We start from the raw sequence: 21,186 nt of genomic DNA, 5'->3' as shown, positions 1-21,186 counted from the left end.
CTTGCAGAATTTGCTGTCTAATGAATTGTTTTATTTAAGCGCCTATTTTTACACATATCTTTAATGTTACAATAATTATTTCAATATTGTCGAAACGTAAGCAGAAATTTAATATAATAGTTTTAATGTGCTAATGAGCGGTGAGGAGGGCAGGTCATGAATAAAGAAGAACAGGTCATGAACGGTTTCAGGGAATTATATAATAAGCTGGTTTGGCTTAATAAAGATAAGATGGAAGAAGGTCTTAAAGGGTTTAAGTCTTCTGAAGTCCACTGTATTGAATATATTGAAAACAATGCAGATTCTAACGTGACACAACTCGCAGAGGCTTTTTATGTGACTCGCGGTGCTATAAGTAGAATGACTAAGAAGCTCATACAAAAAGGCCTTGTTGAAAGTTACCAAAAGTCAGAAAATAAGAAAGAAATTTATTTTAAGCTTACCGAACAAGGGAAAGAAATTTATAAAATCCATGAAAATCTGCACAAAGAGTTTCAAGAGCGGGATAAAGCTGTATTTGAGCAAGTAACTGAAGAAGAATTCGACAGTATAATTAGCTTTGTGGAAAAGTATAGTAGACATTTGGATGCAGAAATAAAGAAACAAGGTATACATATTAAATCGTAATACATTTTAATAATAAAATGGCAGCCTTACTCTAATATGAGAATAGGCTGCTTTTTTATTATTTTATCTTTGTTGACTAATCAACAAAACAGGGTTATCATTTTGTTGACAAAGCAACAAAACATTTTAAGGAGAGAAGTTAAATGTCTATATTTAGATCACAAAATGAAAGGGAAACTGAAAAAAGCATAGATAAACATGCGTTACTATTCGGACTTATTTCTGTATTTCTTTGTGGTATAGGTTTCAGTATCATCATGCCTGTAGTCCCATTCTTAGTACAGCCATATACAAGTAATCCGGAAGAACAAGCATTAGTTGTTACACTACTAACTTCCGTATATGCGGCCTGTGTGTTTTTAGCTGCTCCAGCACTCGGGGGTTTAAGCGATAAGTATGGCCGTCGTCCATTACTTTTAATATGCTTATTTGGTTCTGCAATTGGGTACTTAGTTTTTGGCATAGGAGGAGCTTTATGGGTATTATTTGCTGGACGCATAATAGAAGGTATAACAGGTGGGAGCATAAGTACTATCTTCGCATATTTTGCAGACATCATTCCGAAAGAGCAGAGAACGAAATACTTTGGATGGGTGAGTGCAGTTGTAGGTGCGGGAACTATTATTGGACCAACTCTTGGGGGGTTACTTGCAAAGTTTGGTCATTCTGTACCTTTATACTTTGGAGCGTTCATAACTTTATTAAATGTTTTATATGGTATGAAATACATGCCTGAGAGTCTTGACAAAAATAACAGGTTAAAAGAGATTACTTTTGTAAGGTTAAATCCTTTTGCACAGCTAGCAAATATACTTTCCATGAAAAATTTAAAATGGTTACTTATCTCAGCGTTTTTACTTTGGATACCTAACGGATCTTTACAAGCAATTTTCACGCAATTTACAATAGATACTTTCAGTTGGAAACCTGCATTAATCGGACTTATGTTTTCAATTTTGGGCTTTCAAGACATTGTTTCACAAAGTTTTATCATGCCAAAGCTTTTAATCAAGCTTAGTGATAAACAAATAGCAATTCTTGGGATGGTTTCGGAGATTATAGGATACAGTTTTATTGCAGCATCAGCTGTATTTTCACTCTCTCCACTACTTATCGTTGGAATGCTAATGTTTGGTTTTGGGGATTCAATTTTCGGGCCTTCATTCAACGGGATGCTTTCAAAGTCTGTCAGTTCTAATGAACAAGGAAGGATTCAAGGTGGAAGCCAATCTATTCAAGCTTTAGCAAGAATGATTGGTCCGATTATTGGAGGACAAATCTATGTATCACTTGGTCATGCCGCACCTGCTTTTATGGGTATGATTCTTATAGTAGCGGCAATAGCAGTTTTGTATAAGGGAACGTATGAAACTGTATAACAGATAGATATAAGAACAAATAAAAGGGAGTCAGAACTTAGGAACAAGTGCTGATTCCCTATTTGTTTACGGTTTGAGAGCTAAGAGAAATGCTTTTGTTTAGGAATTTATTCTGCTATGCTCTCATGGTGAAGGGTAATATTCAGTGAGGTGGAACTATTATTAATTACAGTTAGCTTTATTTGAAAGTAAAAAGGTAGGTAAATGACTAGATAATTTCATTATGCTTGTGCTGAAGTAAATAATGATTCCATCTTTACTTTGCTCTTCTCTCGAATTTCAGCATCTGCATGGCGCATCACATATTTATGCGCTACAGCGATTGCTAAAACATCAGCTAATAAGCCAATCCCAATAATAGCAGCTATATCTGGAATGAAATCGATTGTTAATACGTAATAAGATAAAGCGGCTAATATTATGAATTTTGCCTTAGTAGGTAATTCTTTCTTTTTCATTGTGTAGAATAAAATAATACTTTCATATACGCTAGATTTACCGAGGTTTACAGAGCTTTTTTTGAACTTTTTCCAAAGTGTCTGTTTCTCCATATGAACGCTCCTTTTACAAAAACATAGATTTTTTAAAAGGATGGACAAAGAAGTGAGAGATTAATCAATTTTATTGTTTTTCTTAATTATATATTTCCATAAAAATAGGGGATTACCTGTTTAAAATAATATAATGTGGATTATACAATGATTCACAGTGTTCCGTTACATAGTATATATATGTAAGATGTATGTGGATGATTTAGTTATTATTATGCATTTTATAAGCGGTATGGGGGAAGAAAAATGAAAATAATAGAACTGCCAATTGAATTCGAATTTAACGGGCAAAAACAATGTGTTTATCCAAGTTTAATTATAGTACATAATGAATTAACGTTAGTCGATACAGGATATCCAAGTTTTTTACCTTTAATTGAAAATGCAATATTAAAACATGGATATGAGATGAAAAACTTAAAAAATATAATTATTACTCATTATGATGATGATCATATAGGGTCTGTATACGATTTTAAAGTGAAATATCCTCAAATTAATGTTATTGCTAGTGAAATTGAATCTAACTATATTAGTGGTGATATAAAATCAGAGAGGTTAGTTCAAGCTGAAGAAATGTTAGAACGTATGCCAAATGAAGAAAAAGAATTTGGTAAATGGTTTATACAACAGTTAAAAAATATAAAACATATTTCCGTCGATGAAAAAGTGCATGATGGTCAAATGATTTTGAATAATGAATGTCAAATAGTAGCGACGCCAGGACATACTTCGGGGCATATTTCATTATATTTTCCGAATTTAGATTGTGTAATTACGGGAGATGCGGCTGTTCAAGAGAATCGTGAGTTAGTAATAGCTAATCCGAATTTTTGTTTGGATATAGAAAAAGCGAAACAGTCTTTAAACAGGATTAAAAGTTTTAAAGCAGCAGAGTATTATTGCTATCATGGAGGAAAGCTTACTGTATAAATTAATGAAAATCGGTCTTTCCTAAATCGAAAAGATTGGTTTTTAGTTCATATATTTTGCGATTTCAACCAAATCAGTAACATTATATTTCGGTAAAATTGAAATATATATGTAAAGAAGAATATATATAATTTGAGCAAGAGTATAGGGGGGAGAAGATGGGTTCGTTATTTGATGTAATAGCAGATATCATTTTATTTTATCCTCGAAATGACATGAAATTGAAACATCATATCGCAAAATTAAGTGAATTAGAGTGGTTTCGAAATCTACATGAAGATCTGAAGTATACAAGTTTAATTTGGAGTAATAGAAAAATTAAAAGGTATATTTTGACTTCTATAAATATGGAAGCATTAATAAAATCTGAGAAAAAGCAAAAAGAATTTGTTCATCTAGTACAGGATGAATATAAAAAAAGAAGATAAGAATTTTTTTATTTTTCATATTTGGCGAAACAAATGGTACAATGAAAGCTAATGTGAAAAATAAGGAAAAGAAGTGGTCTATTTGAAAAATTTTTTAGAATTAGGAATTAGTGAAACTTTTAATCATACATTACGTGAAAATGGAATTACAGAAGCAACACCAATTCAAGAGCAGGCAATTCCTGTTATTATGTCTGGTAAAGATATTATTGGGCAGGCAAAAACAGGCACGGGTAAAACGTTAGCATTCGTGTTACCGATTTTAGAAAAAATCGATTCAGAGTCTAGTGATGTTCAGGCTTTAATTGTTGCACCAACAAGGGAACTAGCCCTGCAAATTACAACTGAAATTAAAAAAATGCTTGTTCAAAGAGAAGATATTAATGTACTAGCGATTTATGGTGGGCAAGATGTAGCACAACAATTGAGAAAATTAAAAGGTAATACACATATTGTTGTTGCAACACCAGGACGATTATTAGATCATATACGCCGTGAAACAATTGATTTAAGTAATCTTTCAACGATTGTACTAGATGAAGCGGATCAAATGCTTTATTTTGGTTTCTTATATGATATTGAAGATATTTTAGATGAGACACCAGGTAGTAAACAAACGATGTTATTCTCAGCAACGATGCCAAAAGATATTAAAAAATTGGCGAAGCGTTATATGGATGAACCGCAAATGATTCAAGTACAAAGTGAAGAAGTAACGGTTGATACAATTGAGCAGCGTGTCATTGAGACGACAGACCGTGCAAAGCCAGATGCACTTCGTTTTGTTATGGATCGTGATCAGCCATTTTTAGCTGTTATTTTCTGCCGTACAAAACTTAGAGTAAGTAAACTGTATGATAATTTAAAAGGACTAGGTTATAATTGTGCTGAACTTCATGGTGATATACCTCAAGCGAAACGTGAAAGAGTTATGAAGAGTTTCCGCGAAGCTAAAATTCAGTACTTAATCGCAACGGATGTAGCAGCTCGTGGACTTGATGTAGATGGTGTAACGCACGTATTTAACTTTGACATCCCTGAAGATGTAGAAAGTTATATTCACCGTATTGGCCGAACAGGACGTGCAGGTGGATCAGGTCTTGCAATTACGTTCGTTGCAGCGAAAGATGAAAAACATTTAGAAGAAATTGAAAAAACGCTTGGTGCACCAATACAAAGAGAAATAATCGAACAACCGAAGATAAAACGTGTAGATGAAAACGGAAAACCGGTACCAAAGCCGGCTCCGAAGAAATCAGGTCAAAATCGTCAAAGAGATAGCCGCGAAGGTTCAAGAAGTGAATCAAGACGTGATTCAAGAAATAGCTCAAGAAGTGATTCAAGAAATAGTTCGAGAAATAGTTCTAGAAATGAAAATAACCGATCATTTAATAAGCCAAGTAATAAAAAAGGTAGTACAAAGCAAGGTCAGCAAAGACGTGGCCGTTAAATAGTTATAATTGTAAAAGAGTCGCAAAATATTGTGGCTCTTTTTTGTTTGTATACAACAAGGATGATGGCAAGAAAAAAACAAAATTTCATTCACCGCATTTGAAATTTATAAAGGGAATTTTATAGTCCAAAACCATTAGTGCAAGGGTATTACTATCATTCAGCAGAACACTTTGGTTAAAAGAAAAGGTATTGAAGCGAGCGAGTATTTTCATTATACATTCCGCAATTATTGAAATAGAACAAGAGAAGTTTATGAAGGATTAAACTCGTATTGGTGTACGATCGTTGGAAACTGGAAAACTAATTTGTTAGTTTTGATCGATGAGGAACTCGAGAAGCACCACTGCCATCCTTATGGGGAAATTGCTTACGACGACGATGAAGGTAATGTAGTGATAATATGCGAAATAAGAAAAAGGACTAGCAGTCGTACCTGCCGTCCTTTAATAGGAGAAAAAGTAATCTTGTTTAGAACTACGCATAAACAGAAAATCTGCTTGTAATTAGTTTTACCCTAAATATACGTGTCTATACAAAAAAGGGATAAGTAAAAGATACTTATCCCCGGAAGGGAAATCCCAAGCACCAAAATGGCTCGTATTGGTCTGCAGGTTCAAAAGTAGTATATGTAAAACGAAAAATCTCATACAAAAAGCAGACAACGATTTTGGTTGTCTGCCAGTGAGTTCAATGAGTTAGCTAATTGTGATAATTTGCATCCCCATTGCGAGAAGAGTGAAGCTGCTAGTTCAAACAGCTTGTTGGTATTATTTTCGATTTCTTAAAAAATATACAGAGAAAGTAGATAAGTGAAGAACCTACCTGTTTTTGCTGTAACAAAAGAAAGAGGTATTAGCCGTGGACACGGCGGCTTGAAAATAGTATGTATTTTTATTTGGAAAATATTCACGGGGTGAAGAAACGTGGAATGTTTGATAAAGGTGTTTGTGAAATTAATCAGCTAATTAGTAAAACAAAATAGTTATTTGGAAGAAAAGGAAAATGAATATGAGATGAATTGAAGCTGTTGAAGAATTACTTGAAGTGATGAAAGAATGCTTTTGGAACGGAACATCTTTAAAGGGTGAAGCTAATGATTTTAATATTGTATCTTGGCTGATTGAAGAAGCGACGCGTAAAACAAAATAAAGATTTCATTTTGTAGCAATAGAGAATAGATATGTGTACTTATTGGGGGAAAGTAGATAAAGAGTTCTTTAAGAGGCAAGAACCGGAACAAAATAAAAGAGCGGCTAGCAAAAGCTAACTACTCAATACAAGGAGATACAGAGAAGACTACTTTAAATGAATGTTGGCATACAGCCCACATTCAGTATTGACCGAATATTTATTTTAAATTCAATTTATTTAAAGTAAACATCCCAACAGATAAAATGGTTGCGCCTGCTACAGAACCTAGCCAGTCTCTCCAGCCTAATGTATTTAAAGATGCATCTGTTAAATCCGTAATTAAGAAGATAGCAAACATTAATACACCAAATGCTAAGCATCCCCAAAATGTTTGCAAATATTTAATCATCTTCTTTCGGAACTTGCTCATATAAATCACCCTTATTAATAATTTATATTTTTATAAATAAATTATCACATATACAAAAATTAAAAGTGCGAAATATGCAATATTACATATTGGAACTCAACAAAATACTCCATTGATAAGTACATAGATCGAACGGAGGCATCGTTCTTTTCCTAAAATGAAAGGTGACGATAAGAAACATGAGATACGTTTTAAACAAATTGAGCGGACGTTAAAAAATAAAAATTTATAAAGGAAATAGAAAGTATGGTGTTGTATATGTACGATAATAGGAAACTTTTTGCAAACTAAACATATAATTTTAATAGACCGACAGTCGGTCTGATGGGAAGGAGAACTTGAATGCGAATTGTAAAGGAGTATGAGGAGCGTAGAAAGGAAATTTTAGAAACAGCTGAGCGTTTGTTTCTTACGAAAGGTTATACGAAAACAACCGTGAATGATATTTTAAAAGAAATTGGTATAGCAAAGGGGACGTTTTATCATTATTTTAAGTCGAAGGAGGAAGTAATGGATGAAATCATTATGAGGATTATTAAAGAGGATGTCACTAAGGCGAAAAGGATTGTCTCCAATCCCGATATCCCCGTTTTAGATAAGTTATTTAAAATTTTAATGGAACAATCACCAAAATCAGGAGATGTCAAAGAAAAAATGATTGAACAATTCCATCAACCAAATAATGCAGAAATGCATCAGAAAAGTTTAGTGCAATCCATTATACATTTATCTCCTGTATTAACGGAAGTTTTAGAGCAAGGAATAGAAGAAGGCATATTTTCTACTCCATACCCACAAGAAACAATTGAATTATTACTCTCTTCAGCACAAGTCATATTTGATGATGGTTTATTCCAGTGGAAACCGGAAGAAATGATGAGAAGAGCTAAGGCTTATATTAAAATGATGGAAGTATCTGTTGGAGCGAAAGAAGGGTCCTTTGATTATATGATCGAGGTTTTAATGAAACAGAAATAGCTTTTTTCTGTTTGGGTGTTATAGACCGGCAGTCGGTCTAGACTAAATGAAGGATGTGATGAAGATGCCAGCAAGTATTCAATCTTCCTTGAAAGATTTTCACTTAATGGTAAGTGGTCAAATTATTACTATTTTAGGTTCAACACTATTACGTTTTGCACTGTCTTTATATGTGCTAGATATAACAGAACGTGCCGATATATTTGCAGGGTTATATGCCATAACGAGTATCCCGTTTTTGTTAGCTCCTCTTGGCGGAGCGATAGCAGATCGTTTCAACCGCCGTAATGTAATGGTCATTTTGGATTTTATAAACGCTGCTATTGTATTAAGTTTTATAGTTTTGTTATTAACTGAATCGGTATCTATTTTATTGATTGGAGCAATTATGTTTTTACTAGCAGTCATTAGTGCAATGTACTCACCAGTTGTTATGGCAAGTATTCCGCAATTAGTTCCAGAGAAAAAGTTAGAACAAGCAAACGGTATCATAAATGGTGTGCAAGCATTATCTAATATAGTTGCACCTGTACTAGGAGGAATATTATATGGCATAATTGGTTTGAAAATGCTCGTAATAACAAGTTGTCTTGCTTTCTTTTTATCTGCAATTTTAGAAATGTTTATTACAATACCTTTTATAAAAAGAGCGCAAGAAAGCCATATCATACCGACAATTGTAAAAGATATGAAAAAAGGTTTTCTTTATGTTTTAAAGCAACCTTTTATTTTGAAGGCTATGTTACTTGCAGCTTTACTAAACTTAATTTTGACACCGTTATTTGTTGTTGGAGGACCTATTATGTTACGAGTAACTATGCAGAGTAGCGATACGATGTATGGAATTGGAATGGGATTAATTGATTTTGCAACCATATTAGGGGCATTGTCAATCGGTTTCTTTGCTAAAAAGTTACAGATGAAAACATTATATAATTGGATGCTTATCATAGCTTTATTAGTAATGCCAGTGGCACTATCAGTTACACCGTTTATTCTTAATTTAGGATACTATCCACCATTTATCCTCTTTATACTTTCTTCTCTTCTAATCGCAATGATTATGACAATTGTATCCATTTATGTGATTACTGTAGTCCAAAAGAAAACACCAAATGAAAATCTAGGAAAAGTGATGGCATTTATAACAGCGGTATCTCAATGTATGGCACCAATTGGGCAAGTCGTATATGGTTTTATGTTTGAAGGATTCAGTACGAAAATTTATTTACCTATATTTGCTATTAGTTTCATAATGATAATAATAGCGGTGGTGACGAAGAAAATATTAAGAAATGAAGGGAACTAGCTTCATATGCTTAGAGTATTAGCGAAACCCAATCCTAATCAATTCTTCATCATTTATTTCAATTACGAATCTATATTCTTTGTCTAATAGCCAGTAATAAAAACTGACTGCATCAACGTCAACTAGTGATTGGAATACTTTATCAAGATTTGTACTTACTACAGGGATTTCATAGTTATCCCATATTATAAAAATCTGTTCGTCAAAATCTAGTTGGTTTGCTCTAATAAGGGAAATTAGTTGTTCTTTGTTCGAAGCTATGAATTGATTATCTATCTGTTCCCAATCTATTCTTCCCGAGACAGTTATAGGAAATGAATTCATTAAAATAGTAGCAATTTGCTGGCTTTTTTCTTGGGAGAAAATGAGAGTTTCGTTTCCTAGGGATTCAAGGCATTCACTAAACAAAGGGTTTGTGTCATTGTTGTTTTTGGTTTTCAGTGCTCTTAACTTTTGTCGCAATTTCCATTGTCTTGACGATCTATCATCCATTTTTAACATTCCTTATACAATTATTTAAGAATGAGTATAGCACATAAGGGAAGTCTTTATGAAAAGGAACTTTTTAAATATAAATTAAATAAAAGCGTTATTTGAAAAAAAAGCCTTTTAAGGAAAGATAAGAGGCCATCAAAAAATATAACAACATGAAAATTTTATATTATGTATATACAATTTAAAGAGTTAGTGGAAATAATAAAATGTATAAAATTCTTATAAAAAAGCCCTAGGATTAGGAGATCTAGGGCTTCCTCTGTTGGTATATCTCACACGACATTATAAAAAGAAAAGAACTTAATGAAGATAACACATGAATGTTTCGTAAATGTATCAAAAAAGTGAACAAAAGCGTTATTTTAAGGACCATGATATATCATCAAGGGCTTTATAAATATAACTATACATTCGGTAAAAGAGATATTTTGGATTGTATTTTTGTTTCCAGTTCATAATAATCACCTCTCATACAAATAGTTTAATTATATTATAAGGTTATTAAAGAGAATGTTAAGAAAACTTGATATGAATTAAGGTGAATTTAAACAAACTAGTAATTGTAATTAAAAAGCAGTTAGCTTTTGCTAGCTGCTTCACTCACTGGGAGTTTTTTTATGTAATTTAGATAAAGAAACTAGCTATTAAAAATATTGCTTCTATCAAAATTAGAGAATCAACTAAAATCAAGAACTGTTTTTTCTGTAGCTTTTGAAATTCCTTTATTAATCTAAAAACTGCACTTATTCCGAAACAGATGTATAACAAAATCATTATTATTTTTAGTATTACTAACATTCCTAATATAATTAATTAAGTATCAGAAAATATATCCATGTAAGTTTTTAACAAAAACCTTATTTAAATAGAAAATGCCAGCTGAAATGTCAAGGGTGTATCAGTTGGCACTGAAATAGATATTAAATTTTAATATTAGGTTTTTTAGTTCGTACTTTTGTTCTTATTTCTAGAAGAGATTGTACCAAATATTGCTCCGGACATTGCTCCGATCAAAGTCATAAAAATTGCACTCCATACTGCAAATGACATAATTACACCTCCTAATAATAAAATGCTGCAACTATGTTTTTATTATATATGAATTTTAGTATGTTAAGTGGGGGAAAAGTTAGAAAATTAAACAAAACCGTTAATTAAATTAAAAAAAGAGCCTCGCGATAATGGCTGCAAGGCTTCATAAGGTCGAGTTATGTCGTACTCACAAGGGATTTTAACATGAATGTTGTGGTAAACATACTGGTAAATGTATCTAATTTATTTAGAGCATTTATTTTAAACCAAAACGCTATTTGATAAGTATATGTAAAAAAAGAGCGCCTTGTAAAGGCACTCTTTGCAAAGTCTTTTGTCTACTGTCGTGTTTTTATATTTACAATTCAGTAGCTTTGAAAGTTCGTTATTTTTAACAAAAATTTAATTTTATGGAAATGAAAACCCTAGTTTCCTAGGGTAATGGTATAACAGCCAAATATATTTTATTCTTTTATATCGTAACTTAATTTTACGTTAAAAACATCAGGTAAGTGTAACCAATTGCAGAAAATAAAAGAGCAGCCAGCAAAAGCTAACTGCTTGGTTCTCCAAGGGGAAAGGAGAAAGGTTAGGGATTTCATTAAATGAGTTTTGGCTATTGCCTATCTATATTATTAACGGAATATTGAGTTTTATTCACGAAGAACGATGTTTAACTTAATGCATAGCCAACAATCAAAGTTAGTGTTAAAAACACTGATAATACCAATGTTAGTAAGACTGTTGCTACACTTCTAAGCATCGTAATCCAATTATTCATCTTAGAAAATCCTATGATGTCTGCAAAAAAGTTCCTATTGCTAAAACTAGTAATATAAACAAAGGGTGAATGTGTAATAAATCCGTGAAAAATTTGAATAGTTCAAGTGAAATTTCAAAATATAAACGGAATAGCCCAACGCAAACTAAAGAACAAATAAAGGATCATAGATTGATGTTATGCTTCATAGCTTTTTCCTATGTTATCAAAATAGTTTTACTCAATTTTAATGGAAAATAAAAGAAAAAGATAGCGGTTATAAATTAAAATGAATTTTTTAACAAAATAGATCCTTTGAATAGAAAGTGAAGTTAGGAGAATAGCTAATTTAAAGAAAGGAAAAATTAGAAAAGCTATCATGCGTCGTGCAAAGGCCGTAGAGAAATACCAAGTCGATAAAGTTTGGAGAGGTGTTTTTGTAAAAGCTGGAATAATAATGGTACTTGTAATTATGATTGCAGAAGTTGATCATAGATATGGATTTTATAAGGGAAGCAAGAAAGCTAAAAGTAGAGTAGGAGGTGTGTAATTTGAAAAAAATTTTAGAAGTAAAGCAATTAAATAAAAAATACTCAATAGATGGAAATAGAAATTTCGAATTACTAAAAAATATAGCTTTAAAGATAAATGAAGGAGAGTGTGTATCGTTCATGAGAGCTTCTGGCTCAGGAAAATCGACGTTATTATATAATATTAGTGGAATGGATCAAATGTCATCAGGAAGTGTGAAAGTGAATAGTAAAGAAATATCATGTATGAAAGAAGAGGCGTTAGCAAAAATATACCTTAACGAAATTGACTTTATTTTTCAGCAAAGTATTCTTCTTAAGTGACTCATGTTGTAAAGGTAGCAGCGAAAACAGAAAGAGTTCTTTTTTTGCAGAATGAGAAATTGTTAGTGAAATACGGATGGGGAAATATGAACATGATTATTTGAAAGTACGGGAAGAGAAATTGCTAAAATGGCAAGATGTACTTGGATTTTAAAGAAAAAACTCCTATTGAATGTAGGAGTTTTTCTTTGTTTGAAAGTTCAAAAAGATATATAATAATTTTCTGACTATTAATTTGTGGAGGGGTATTAATGAAAAAATGAAACGTTACACACACAAGAAGACATTTTAAAAATGCTTGATTCATTATTAAGACCTGCAGAACCATTTTGGAATGAATTTTATGAGAATAGAGAAAAGGATGTTCCGTTTTTTGGAAATGTCCCAGATGAGAACCTAGTTTCGTATATACAAAAAGAGAGAGTTTCAAAAGGGAAAGTATTAGAACTTGGGTGTGGTCCAGGTAGAAATGCCATTTATTTAGCGACTCAAGGATTTGATGTAACAGCAGTGGATTTATCTGTAGAAGGCATTAATTGGGCTAAAGAAAGGGCATTGGCAAAAGAGGTAGCAATTCATTTTATTTGTGATTCAATTTTTAATTTAGAGGTTCAAAACGAATTTGATTTTGTATACGATTCGGGCTGTTTGCATCACATTCCACCGCATAGAAGAATAAATTATGTGGATTTAATTAAAAACTCATTAAAATCGGGTGGTTATTTCGGATTAACATGTTTTGCGGCAGGTGATTTAGATGAGCGAAATGGATCGGAAATAACAGATTGGGACGTATATAGAGGGTGGAGTCTACAAGGTGGTCTTGCATACTCGGAAGAAAAGTTAAGAGAGATATTTAAAGAATTTGAGGTAATTGAGATTAGAAGAATGAAACAAATGAAACAACCGAAAGAAATGTTTGGAGAATCATTTCTTTGGACAGCATTATTTAAGAAGAAATAATAAAGTAGATAATTGACAAACTCATCGTTTTTATAGACAATATATTAAAAGGAACGTACGTTTGGTTTTGTTGACGTATGTTTTACATAAATACATAACAAGGGGCTGTCTCCATATGAGTAACGCAAATCAAAAAATTACTACGTTTTTAATGTTTGAGGGCAAAGCTGAGGAAGCAATGAATTTTTATACGTCACTATTTGATCAATCAGAAATTGTAAGTATTTCTCGCTACGATGAAAATGGACCTGGTAAAGAGGGAACTGTAATTCATGCAACTTTTACGCTAAATGGCCAAGAGTTTATGTGTATTGATAGTTATGTAAATCATAATTTTACATTCACTCCAGCTATGTCTCTTTATGTAACTTGTGAGACAGAAGAAGAAATTGAAACGGTCTTTCATAAACTAGCGCAGGATGGAGCGATTCTTATGCCTTTAGGTTCTTATCCGTTTAGTAAAAAGTTTGGCTGGTTAAATGATAAGTATGGTGTATCTTGGCAGTTAACTCTTGCTGAATAAAAAAGAAAAAGCGTAGCTTATTTGTTTGTAAAAGATGTTCATCTTGTATGGAATGAAGTTTCTAGGGTTTTAAAGAATAAAGGTGTTCTTATTGCTGGATTTACAAATCCGTTACTATGGATTTTTGATGATAACCAAGAGCAAAAAGGTATTCTGGATGTTAAACATTCAATTCCTTCATCAACATTGGATTATTTACCAGAGGATGAAGTTCAAGATTACATCGATTCAAATCAAACAATAGAATATGCGCATACTTTAGAAGACCAAATCCAAGGCCAAATTGATGCTGGTTTTGCTATAACAGGTTTTTATGAGGATGATTTTGGTGGAACAAGGATATTAGATAAGCATATTAAAACATTTATTGCGACAAAAGCTATAAAATTAAAGATGGATTAAGAATTTTTGCTTGTCGCACGGGGCGTTAGTCGAAGAAGGCTCTTAAAATAGAAAAGGATGGTACTTTCCATCCTTTTCCTTATGTATTTTGAGTGTCGAAACTATTCTCAAAACAAGTTTTACACTACTAGTTGTATAATTAGGTTATGCTTTTATATTAAGAATTTTGCTGACCGAATCTTTTCCCGAGTTTAGCTAACAATTCAGGTTGATCGCTTTGGCTCATTATAACTTCAATAAAGATAAGTTGATTCTTATTAAAAATTATATTTGCTAAGGTTTCTGCTAATTCTGCTTCATTTTCTACTTTAAAGGTTAGACTTTTTTCTTCTGATCCAAATATCATTGATAGTTTATTGTAATCCCACATCTGTATGTCATTATAAGGTTGGTTTTGTCCGTGAATGGCACGTTCAACAGTGTATCCGTTGTTATTGATTAAAAATATAATCGGTTTTAAATTTTGACGTAGTATAGTTGATAACTCTTGGGCAGTTACTTGGAAAGAACCATCACCAATAATTAAAATGTTGCGCCGTGATAAATTGGCGAGCTGTGTACCAAGTAGAGCGGGCAGTGTATATCCGATAGATCCCCATAATGGTTGTCCTACATATGCAGTGTCATTAGGTAGAGGGATAGCAGCACTACCAAAGAAAGGTGTTCCTTGCTCTACAATTAAGACGTCGTTTTCTTGTAAGAAATGGTACATTTGCTGCCAAAAACGTTTTTGTGTGACCATTTGTGCTTTTGGATTGAACTCTTCAGTAAAAGGTGATGATTCTAAAATAAATGGCTTAACGTCAAGGGTATCTTTATTACGATGCTCAATTGAATCACTTAAATGTTGTAAAACATCCTGCATTACAACTGGACCGTATTTTTTATCTATAATTTTCACAGTGTAGGGATGGATTTCTATAACTTGTTCTTTTGTAAAACCTTGTGTGAAGCCGCCTGTAATAGTATCAGTTAACTTCACACCAATACTAATAATACAATCAGATTCATCAATTCTTTTTCGCAAGTACGGAGAACTTACATCACCAGTATAAACACCTATAAATTGAGGGTGTTTTTCTGGGAATATTCCTTTTCCCATACTGAACGTCGCGATGGGAAACCCAGTTTTTTCTACGAATTGATGTAAACTTTCTTTAGCATGAAATCGATCTACTTCAAAATCAGCTAAAATAACAGGTTTTTTGGCACTATTTATTTTTGAAATGGCATGTAGAAGCATTTTATTTAATGCTTCTTTATTACTTAAAATAGGTTTATTTATAATAGGTTCTGTCGGTTTATTAATTGGTTTATTATACACATCAATCGGCAAATTAATATGAACAGGGCGTTTTTCATTCCAACATGCACGTAAAACACGGTCAATTTCCTCAGCAGCATGCTCAGGTGTTACATTTGTTTGTGCTATAGTGATTTCTCGATACATATTGGAAAAGTGATCGAACTTTCCATCTCCTAACGTATGATGGACGATTGCTCCATTTTCCATTACTTTTGTTGGTGGCGTACCTGTAATTTTTATAACTGGCACGTTTTCCGCATATGAGCCAGCAATACCGTTAATAGCGCTTAATTCTCCAACACCGAAAGTAGTAATAAGAGCGGCGATTCCTTTTATGCGAGCGTACCCATCTGCTGCATATGCAGCATTTAATTCATTACAATTGCCAATCCATTTTAAACTTTTATGTGCTATCACATCATCTAAAAAGGCAAGATTATAATCACCAGGAACCCCAAATATATGTTCAATTCCTAATTCGTGTAGTCTATCCAATAAATATGTACTTACAGTATATTGTTTTTTCAAATGAATCATCTCCTAATTATGCAATGAATGTTTCAATAGACTAAAGAAGTTCTAATGCGTTGATTAAAATATTCATTACTAGATTGTGGTATAATTTACATACAGGGGGAAAGTAGATGACACAACATAAAGAAGAACAGATGAATGAGGCATTAGCATTATTTTATTTTGCATATAAAACATTTACTGAAAAGCCAGATGAAATTATAAAAGAATATGGCATTCAACGAGTACATCATCGAATTTTATTTTTTATCGCACGTTTTCCAGGGATAAGTGTAAATGAGTTATTATCACTATTAGAAATAAGTAAACAAGCTCTCCACGGGCCGCTACGTCAACTTGTGGAAAAGGGCTTAATTGAGAGTAATGAAGCTATGCATGATCGACGTGTGAAACAGTTGTCTTTAACAGAAAAAGGTACAGACTTAGAGAAAAAACTGAGTGATGTACAAAGACAACAAATGGGTGCTATTTTTTCAAAATTTGGTGAATCATGTGAGGACAATTGGCACCAAGTTATGAATGAAATGGCAAATAGCCGATCAGGTTTTGATGCTTGGATATCGAAACGTGAAATACCAGTCGATCAAAAATAATGAAAAAACTTCTGTTTTTATCGTTTGAAAAAGAGCAAATTTTATCCATACATTTGGCAACTATGATTTGGTCATAGAGTGAATGGATAAAAAGATACATTACTAGATACTTTATACGTGTACGCAATGGAACAATAAAATTCACATTTCCGAAAGGGGAATTATAATGATAAAACTTGTACTTATTCGTCACGGACAAAGCTTATGGAATCTTGAAAATCGCTTTACTGGATGGACAGATGTTGATCTATCAGAGAATGGATTAAGTGAAGCGAGAGAAGCAGGAGCAATATTAAAGAAAAACGGATATACTTTTGATGTGGCTTATACATCTGTATTAAAACGCGCAATTCGGACGTTATGGATTGTACTTCATGAGATGGATCTTACTTGGGTTCCAATACATAAATCTTGGAAGCTAAATGAAAGACATTATGGTGCATTGCAAGGGCTGAATAAAGATGAAACTGCTCAAAAGTATGGTGAGGAGCAAGTTCATATTTGGAGAAGAAGTGTTGATGTAAGACCACCGGCTCTTACTGAAGACGATCCTCGATATGAAGCGACTGATCCAAGATATAAAACACTCAAAAAAGGTGAATTTCCATTAACTGAATGTTTAGAGGATACGGAGAAGAGAGTACTTGCTTATTGGCATTCAGAAATTGCGCCGACATTAAAAAGTGGTAATAAAGTAATTATTTCATCACACGGTAACACAATTCGCTCGCTAGTAAAATATTTAGACAACCTTTCAAGTGATGGTGTAGTTTCATTAAATATTCCAACTAGCATTCCGCTTGTTTATGAATTAGACGAAAACTTACGTCCGATTCGTCATTATTATTTAAGTATGGATGGAGAAGTACCTGAAGGGGAAATTCCGAAACATATTTCTTTTTAATACGAAAATTTGAAATGAATGCTTGTCTACATATACAATATAGACTCATGGTAAAGTGAAATTTTAATCAGTGGGGTCTTACTGCCCACAAATAGCAGGATAAAAGACGTGGTACCTTCTAATATATATGCGATGTAGCTAATTTTAGAAGCTTGTCCACGTCTTTTGTCATAAAGAGAGCAGCTTGCGCATGTAATGATATCGTGAGTAGTTTTTGAATGGAGGGTGATGTGATTAATGATCTCTAACATTCGAATTGGCTTATTTGTTTTAGCGATTGTCTTTGTAGTCCTTGTTTTCTTTTATTGGAAAAATGAAGAGTTGTACGAGGAGAAGAAGCAACGTATTAGAAAGACTTGGTATGGTTTGTTTATCATATCTGTCACCGTGTATTTCATGATAAAAGGAATCGATTTAACCCTCTGGAAAAATCTTTTAATGTTTACTGCAATGGTTATTTTTGTTGATATTGCGTTCATTTTAACGCCTAATATTTCAGAAATATGGGGTGCAAAATTTAGCGATATTGGCAAGACAGTTCAATCCATAAAACGATCATTAATTGCATCTAAAGCAAGAGGAGAAATATACACGACAATTATTCAAAATGTTAATCCAGCAGTATTCGGTACGATGGAATGGCATACGGAAGAGGAATATACAAAGAGCTTAAATGCATTTTTAGATTCATATGGGGAAAAGATTGGCGCGAAAATTGTTGTTTTTGAAGCTGCGAAGGAATTAAATACAAACTTTCGTGGTATTCGCTCACAATTTAGTATTATCGTCCCGTTAGAACATATCGAGCAATTGAATGAGCAGAAAGCGGTGCAAGTAGAAAATGTCGGGATTATACCAGCAAAAATAGTAAGTGACGTTTTCATTGTTATTGATGGAAAGAAAAATAACCTGCAAGATCGGGATTTTGAAAATGTATATAATTTAACAATACATCATAGTTATTTTAGTAAATAAGGACAGAATCTTTTTCTGTCCTTTTCTTCTATACATAAATTAAAAACAAAATCCGACAAAGTTGAATAAAATTGGACAATCATTCCTACACTAGCATGTAGAGGTGATTGTAGTGGTAAAAGATTATGACAATGATTTTTTTAAAGAAAATAACGAAGATACAACAGATTTCTCTTTAATAAAAGGAGATACGTTGCAGCAAGTAGAAGAATTAGAAGAAGAATTAAAAAGAAAATCATAAGTGTACACTCTTTCTACATTTGCTATATAATATAAATAAAAGGTTGTATCTTTTTGAAAAGGGGGAGAAGAGATGGCTGAAGTCAATGTACAAAAGTCTTCGTTTTTTAAAGAAAAAAAAGAAGAAACCAATACAGATTTCTCTCTTGTGAAAGGTGCATTAACGGAGAATATAAATCGGTTAGAGAAACTGATGAATAATAGTAGTTCAAAATATATACAGGTGAAAAGAACAAAAGAAAATGCATAGAGCATTTTCTTTCGTTTTTTATTTAATAGTAAACTTATCTTTTACTTTTTTAGGTAAATCTGTTTTCTGAATCTCTTCATAGGACTTTACTTCAATTGATGATATTTCATTGTTGCTATTATCATCTTGATCTACATAAAGGCGTAAAAACGCGTCTTTATTTAATTTATGATTGTTTTCTTTTTTTGTACTTCTAAATGTAATTTGTTTTTTGACGCCATCTTCATCATATGCGGACAGCGTATAGTTTCGTAAGTTTCTATGATCTACTTTTTCGATAGTTCCTTCGCCTTTTATCTGCATGTAATATACATCTTTACCAATTCTATTTAGTGACGCTCTCTCACAGCCAATAGTAAAACTAAAAAATAATAAACATAGTGTAATAATTGCTAAAAACTTTTTCATTTTCTTTATCTCCTTTAATGTGTTTCTTTAAAAAGTATACGACTATTATTAAATGAGAAAAATCGATGTAGATTACAACGCCCTTACAATGTTGTAAGAGTGTTGTACATAAAATGAACAATAAAAGTTAAAAGAAAGATAAAATAATGAATCATGGTATAATGATATGAGACTTACATATTATTTTTTCATTTTGAGAGGAGCTTGAAAAATGTATTCTACTTTAGAACAATTAACAAAGCACCCTGTATTTTTTCATTTTGCAGAAATTTCAAAGATTCCTAGAGGATCAGGTAATGAAAAGGAAATTAGTGATTATTTAGTGGGCTTTGCAAAAGAGCGTAACTTAGAAGTCATTCAAGATGAAGCATTAAATGTCATTATTAAAAAAGAAGCAACAGCTGGTTATGAAAATGTACCAGCTATTATTATTCAAGGTCATATGGATATGGTTTGCGAAAAAAATCAAGCAACAGTACATGATTTTGAAAAAGATCCAATTGAATTACGAATCATTGGGGACATGTTATATGCAAATCAAACAACTTTAGGTGCTGATAATGGTATTGCAGTTGCGTATGCATTAGCTTTATTAGATTCAAAAGAAATTCCGCATCCAGCACTTGAAGTCGTTATCACTACTGAAGAAGAAACGACAATGGGCGGAGCTTTTGCTATTGATCCAAATCATTTTGAAGGAAAGATATTTATAAATATTGATTCTGAAGAAGATCATAAATTACTTGTAAGTAGTGCAGGTGGTGCGAAAGCTGTTGAAACAATTCAAGTAATTTGGGATGAAACGCCAGCGAATATGGATGCATACCGTATATATGTTGGTGGTCTAAAAGGCGGCCATTCTGGTATGGAAATTGATAAACAACGCGGTAATGCGAACAAAGTATTAGGACGAGTATTACGTGATTTATCAGTACATACGGAGTTTTACATAAGTGAAGTTCACGGCGGATTAAAAACGAATGCAATTCCGCGTGAAAGTGTAGCTACAATTTTAATTCGTACAGAAGATGTAGGACAAGTAGAAGAAAAACTAGAATCATGGACACGTGTATTACAAGAAGAAATGCGTGCTGTTGATCCAGATGTTCATGTTACACTGACAAAATTGGATGAAAAAGTTGAAAAAGTATTTGCTAAAGAGACACAAAAGCAGCTTATTTCATCATTATTCTTAATTCCAAATGGCATTCAAAGTATGAGCATGGATATTAAAGGTCTTGTAGAAAGTTCAACAAATTTAGGCGTTATTGAAACGTTGCAAGATGAAATTAAATTACGTAACGAAGTGCGAAGTTCTGTAAGTAGTTTAAAACAACATGTTGCAGAAGAAATCAAATATATTGCTGAATTAGTTGGTGCTACATTTGAAATAGAGTCAGAGTATCCAGAATGGCCATACAATCCAAACTCACAAATTCGTAATTTATTTGAAAAAGTACATCAAGAAAAATACAATAAAGAAATTGAAATCTTCGCTGTACATGCGGGGATTGAGTGTAGCGCATTCGTTCAAAAGATGCCTGAATTAGATGCAATTTCATTCGGACCAGACATTTTCAACGTCCACACTCCAGATGAACATATCAGTATCTCTTCTGTAGTGAATAACTGGGGATTCTTCATTGATGTAATGAAGGGTACGAAAGAATTAGCTAAGTAATAACGACGAAATAAAAAGGAGTCTATAAAAATTTATAGGCTCCTT

At 32.6% G+C, this 21,186-nt stretch carries 21 protein-coding genes and 3 pseudogenes; 18 read left to right on the top strand and 6 right to left on the bottom strand.

Going from position 1 to position 21,186, the window contains the following annotated elements:
• Positions 1-156: 156 nt before the first annotated feature.
• Complete coding sequence (locus tag AB6801_RS00290; protein WP_001030901.1) at positions 157-627, top strand: MarR family transcriptional regulator; 471 nt, start codon at positions 157-159, stop codon at positions 625-627.
• Between the two features lie 143 nt (positions 628-770).
• A complete protein-coding gene (locus AB6801_RS00285) occupies positions 771-2,006 on the top strand; it encodes an MFS transporter (RefSeq protein ID WP_000021820.1) in 1,236 nt (411 codons plus the stop codon).
• 221 nt (positions 2,007-2,227) lie between these two features.
• On the opposite strand, the gene AB6801_RS00280 is transcribed toward AB6801_RS00285, so the two are convergent.
• Complete coding sequence (locus AB6801_RS00280) at positions 2,228-2,557, bottom strand: YkvA family protein (protein ID WP_000415084.1); 330 nt, start codon at positions 2,555-2,557, stop codon at positions 2,228-2,230.
• A 246-nt stretch (positions 2,558-2,803) separates the two neighbouring features.
• Between AB6801_RS00280 and AB6801_RS00275 the strand changes: the two genes are divergently transcribed.
• The 3 genes from AB6801_RS00275 to AB6801_RS00265 all read left to right on the top strand — a co-directional run bounded on the left by AB6801_RS00275 (position 2,804) and on the right by AB6801_RS00265 (position 5,368).
• Positions 2,804-3,490: an MBL fold metallo-hydrolase gene (locus AB6801_RS00275; RefSeq protein WP_000691169.1), complete on the top strand. Its 687-nt coding sequence runs from the start codon at positions 2,804-2,806 to the stop codon at positions 3,488-3,490.
• A gap of 158 nt (positions 3,491-3,648) precedes the next feature.
• Positions 3,649-3,918: a hypothetical protein gene (locus tag AB6801_RS00270; RefSeq protein WP_000535034.1), complete on the top strand. Its 270-nt coding sequence runs from the start codon at positions 3,649-3,651 to the stop codon at positions 3,916-3,918.
• A 73-nt stretch (positions 3,919-3,991) separates the two neighbouring features.
• Positions 3,992-5,368: a DEAD/DEAH box helicase gene (locus AB6801_RS00265; RefSeq protein WP_061654578.1), complete on the top strand. Its 1,377-nt coding sequence runs from the start codon at positions 3,992-3,994 to the stop codon at positions 5,366-5,368.
• A gap of 1,353 nt (positions 5,369-6,721) precedes the next feature.
• On the opposite strand, the gene AB6801_RS00260 is transcribed toward AB6801_RS00265, so the two are convergent.
• Positions 6,722-6,934, bottom strand: a complete 213-nt coding sequence (locus AB6801_RS00260; RefSeq protein WP_000033159.1) for a hypothetical protein — start codon at positions 6,932-6,934, stop codon at positions 6,722-6,724.
• A 342-nt stretch (positions 6,935-7,276) separates the two neighbouring features.
• Here AB6801_RS00260 and AB6801_RS00255 point away from each other — a divergent pair, with 342 nt between their 5' ends.
• Both AB6801_RS00255 and AB6801_RS00250 read left to right on the top strand, forming a co-directional pair.
• Positions 7,277-7,912 carry a TetR/AcrR family transcriptional regulator gene (locus tag AB6801_RS00255; RefSeq protein ID WP_001223580.1) on the top strand — a complete coding sequence of 212 codons (636 nt, stop codon included), beginning with the start codon at positions 7,277-7,279 and terminating at the stop codon, positions 7,910-7,912.
• 64 nt (positions 7,913-7,976) lie between these two features.
• A complete protein-coding gene (locus AB6801_RS00250) occupies positions 7,977-9,221 on the top strand; it encodes an MFS transporter (RefSeq protein WP_001111710.1) in 1,245 nt (414 codons plus the stop codon).
• A gap of 18 nt (positions 9,222-9,239) precedes the next feature.
• Here the strand turns inward: AB6801_RS00250 and AB6801_RS00245 are convergent, their stop codons facing one another.
• Both AB6801_RS00245 and AB6801_RS00240 read right to left on the bottom strand, forming a co-directional pair.
• The gene (locus AB6801_RS00245) at positions 9,240-9,713 is read right to left on the bottom strand and encodes a CDI toxin immunity protein (RefSeq protein WP_000342728.1); all 474 of its coding nucleotides are present in this window, start codon (positions 9,711-9,713) and stop codon (positions 9,240-9,242) included.
• Positions 9,714-11,421: 1,708 nt separating this feature from the next.
• Positions 11,422-11,687: pseudogene (locus tag AB6801_RS00240) on the bottom strand (hypothetical protein).
• 140 nt (positions 11,688-11,827) lie between these two features.
• Here AB6801_RS00240 and AB6801_RS00235 point away from each other — a divergent pair.
• From AB6801_RS00235 to AB6801_RS00215, 5 genes and pseudogenes are all read left to right on the top strand, one after another.
• The gene (locus AB6801_RS00235) at positions 11,828-12,058 is read left to right on the top strand and encodes a DUF3983 domain-containing protein (protein ID WP_309319071.1); all 231 of its coding nucleotides are present in this window, start codon (positions 11,828-11,830) and stop codon (positions 12,056-12,058) included.
• Between the two features lies 1 nt (position 12,059).
• Positions 12,060-12,516: pseudogene (locus AB6801_RS00230) on the top strand (ATP-binding cassette domain-containing protein).
• Positions 12,517-12,656: 140 nt separating this feature from the next.
• Entirely contained in the window at positions 12,657-13,325 is a 669-nt protein-coding gene (locus tag AB6801_RS00225; protein WP_061655971.1) for a class I SAM-dependent methyltransferase, read from the top strand.
• A gap of 115 nt (positions 13,326-13,440) precedes the next feature.
• The gene (locus AB6801_RS00220) at positions 13,441-13,848 is read left to right on the top strand and encodes a VOC family protein (protein ID WP_000063589.1); all 408 of its coding nucleotides are present in this window, start codon (positions 13,441-13,443) and stop codon (positions 13,846-13,848) included.
• A 12-nt stretch (positions 13,849-13,860) separates the two neighbouring features.
• Positions 13,861-14,250 (top strand): annotated as a pseudogene (locus tag AB6801_RS00215) (SAM-dependent methyltransferase); the annotation flags it as partial.
• A gap of 157 nt (positions 14,251-14,407) precedes the next feature.
• Here AB6801_RS00215 and AB6801_RS00210 read toward each other — a convergent pair.
• Positions 14,408-16,093: an alpha-keto acid decarboxylase family protein gene (locus AB6801_RS00210; protein WP_061655972.1), complete on the bottom strand. Its 1,686-nt coding sequence runs from the start codon at positions 16,091-16,093 to the stop codon at positions 14,408-14,410.
• A 107-nt stretch (positions 16,094-16,200) separates the two neighbouring features.
• Here AB6801_RS00210 and AB6801_RS00205 point away from each other — a divergent pair, with 107 nt between their 5' ends.
• The 5 genes from AB6801_RS00205 to spoIISB all read left to right on the top strand — a co-directional run bounded on the left by AB6801_RS00205 (position 16,201) and on the right by spoIISB (position 19,052).
• Positions 16,201-16,683 carry a MarR family winged helix-turn-helix transcriptional regulator gene (locus tag AB6801_RS00205; RefSeq protein WP_000191888.1) on the top strand — a complete coding sequence of 161 codons (483 nt, stop codon included), beginning with the start codon at positions 16,201-16,203 and terminating at the stop codon, positions 16,681-16,683.
• A 166-nt stretch (positions 16,684-16,849) separates the two neighbouring features.
• On the top strand, positions 16,850-17,587 hold the full coding sequence (gene gpmA / locus AB6801_RS00200; protein WP_000594152.1) for a 2,3-diphosphoglycerate-dependent phosphoglycerate mutase: 738 nt from the start codon (positions 16,850-16,852) through the stop codon (positions 17,585-17,587).
• 237 nt (positions 17,588-17,824) lie between these two features.
• Complete coding sequence (locus tag AB6801_RS00195) at positions 17,825-18,562, top strand: type II toxin-antitoxin system SpoIISA family toxin (protein WP_000624977.1); 738 nt, start codon at positions 17,825-17,827, stop codon at positions 18,560-18,562.
• 112 nt (positions 18,563-18,674) lie between these two features.
• Positions 18,675-18,803 carry a hypothetical protein gene (locus AB6801_RS00190; RefSeq protein ID WP_000237820.1) on the top strand — a complete coding sequence of 43 codons (129 nt, stop codon included), beginning with the start codon at positions 18,675-18,677 and terminating at the stop codon, positions 18,801-18,803.
• A 72-nt stretch (positions 18,804-18,875) separates the two neighbouring features.
• On the top strand, positions 18,876-19,052 hold the full coding sequence (gene spoIISB / locus AB6801_RS00185; RefSeq protein WP_000852632.1) for a stage II sporulation protein SB: 177 nt from the start codon (positions 18,876-18,878) through the stop codon (positions 19,050-19,052).
• An 18-nt stretch (positions 19,053-19,070) separates the two neighbouring features.
• On the opposite strand, the gene AB6801_RS00180 is transcribed toward spoIISB, so the two are convergent.
• Positions 19,071-19,460, bottom strand: coding sequence for a YxeA family protein (locus AB6801_RS00180; protein ID WP_000713867.1), 390 nt, complete (start codon positions 19,458-19,460; stop codon positions 19,071-19,073).
• Between the two features lie 211 nt (positions 19,461-19,671).
• Between AB6801_RS00180 and pepD the strand changes: the two genes are divergently transcribed.
• A complete protein-coding gene (gene pepD / locus AB6801_RS00175) occupies positions 19,672-21,141 on the top strand; it encodes a beta-Ala-His dipeptidase (protein ID WP_000287515.1) in 1,470 nt (489 codons plus the stop codon).
• Positions 21,142-21,186 lie beyond the last annotated feature (45 nt).

This window comes from Bacillus sp. RCC_6_1, assembly GCF_041360755.1.
GTDB lineage: Bacteria > Bacillota > Bacilli > Bacillales > Bacillaceae_G > Bacillus_A > Bacillus_A cereus.
The sequence above is the reverse complement of the archived record's forward strand: the minus strand, read 5'-3'. Positions and strand labels throughout refer to the sequence as shown.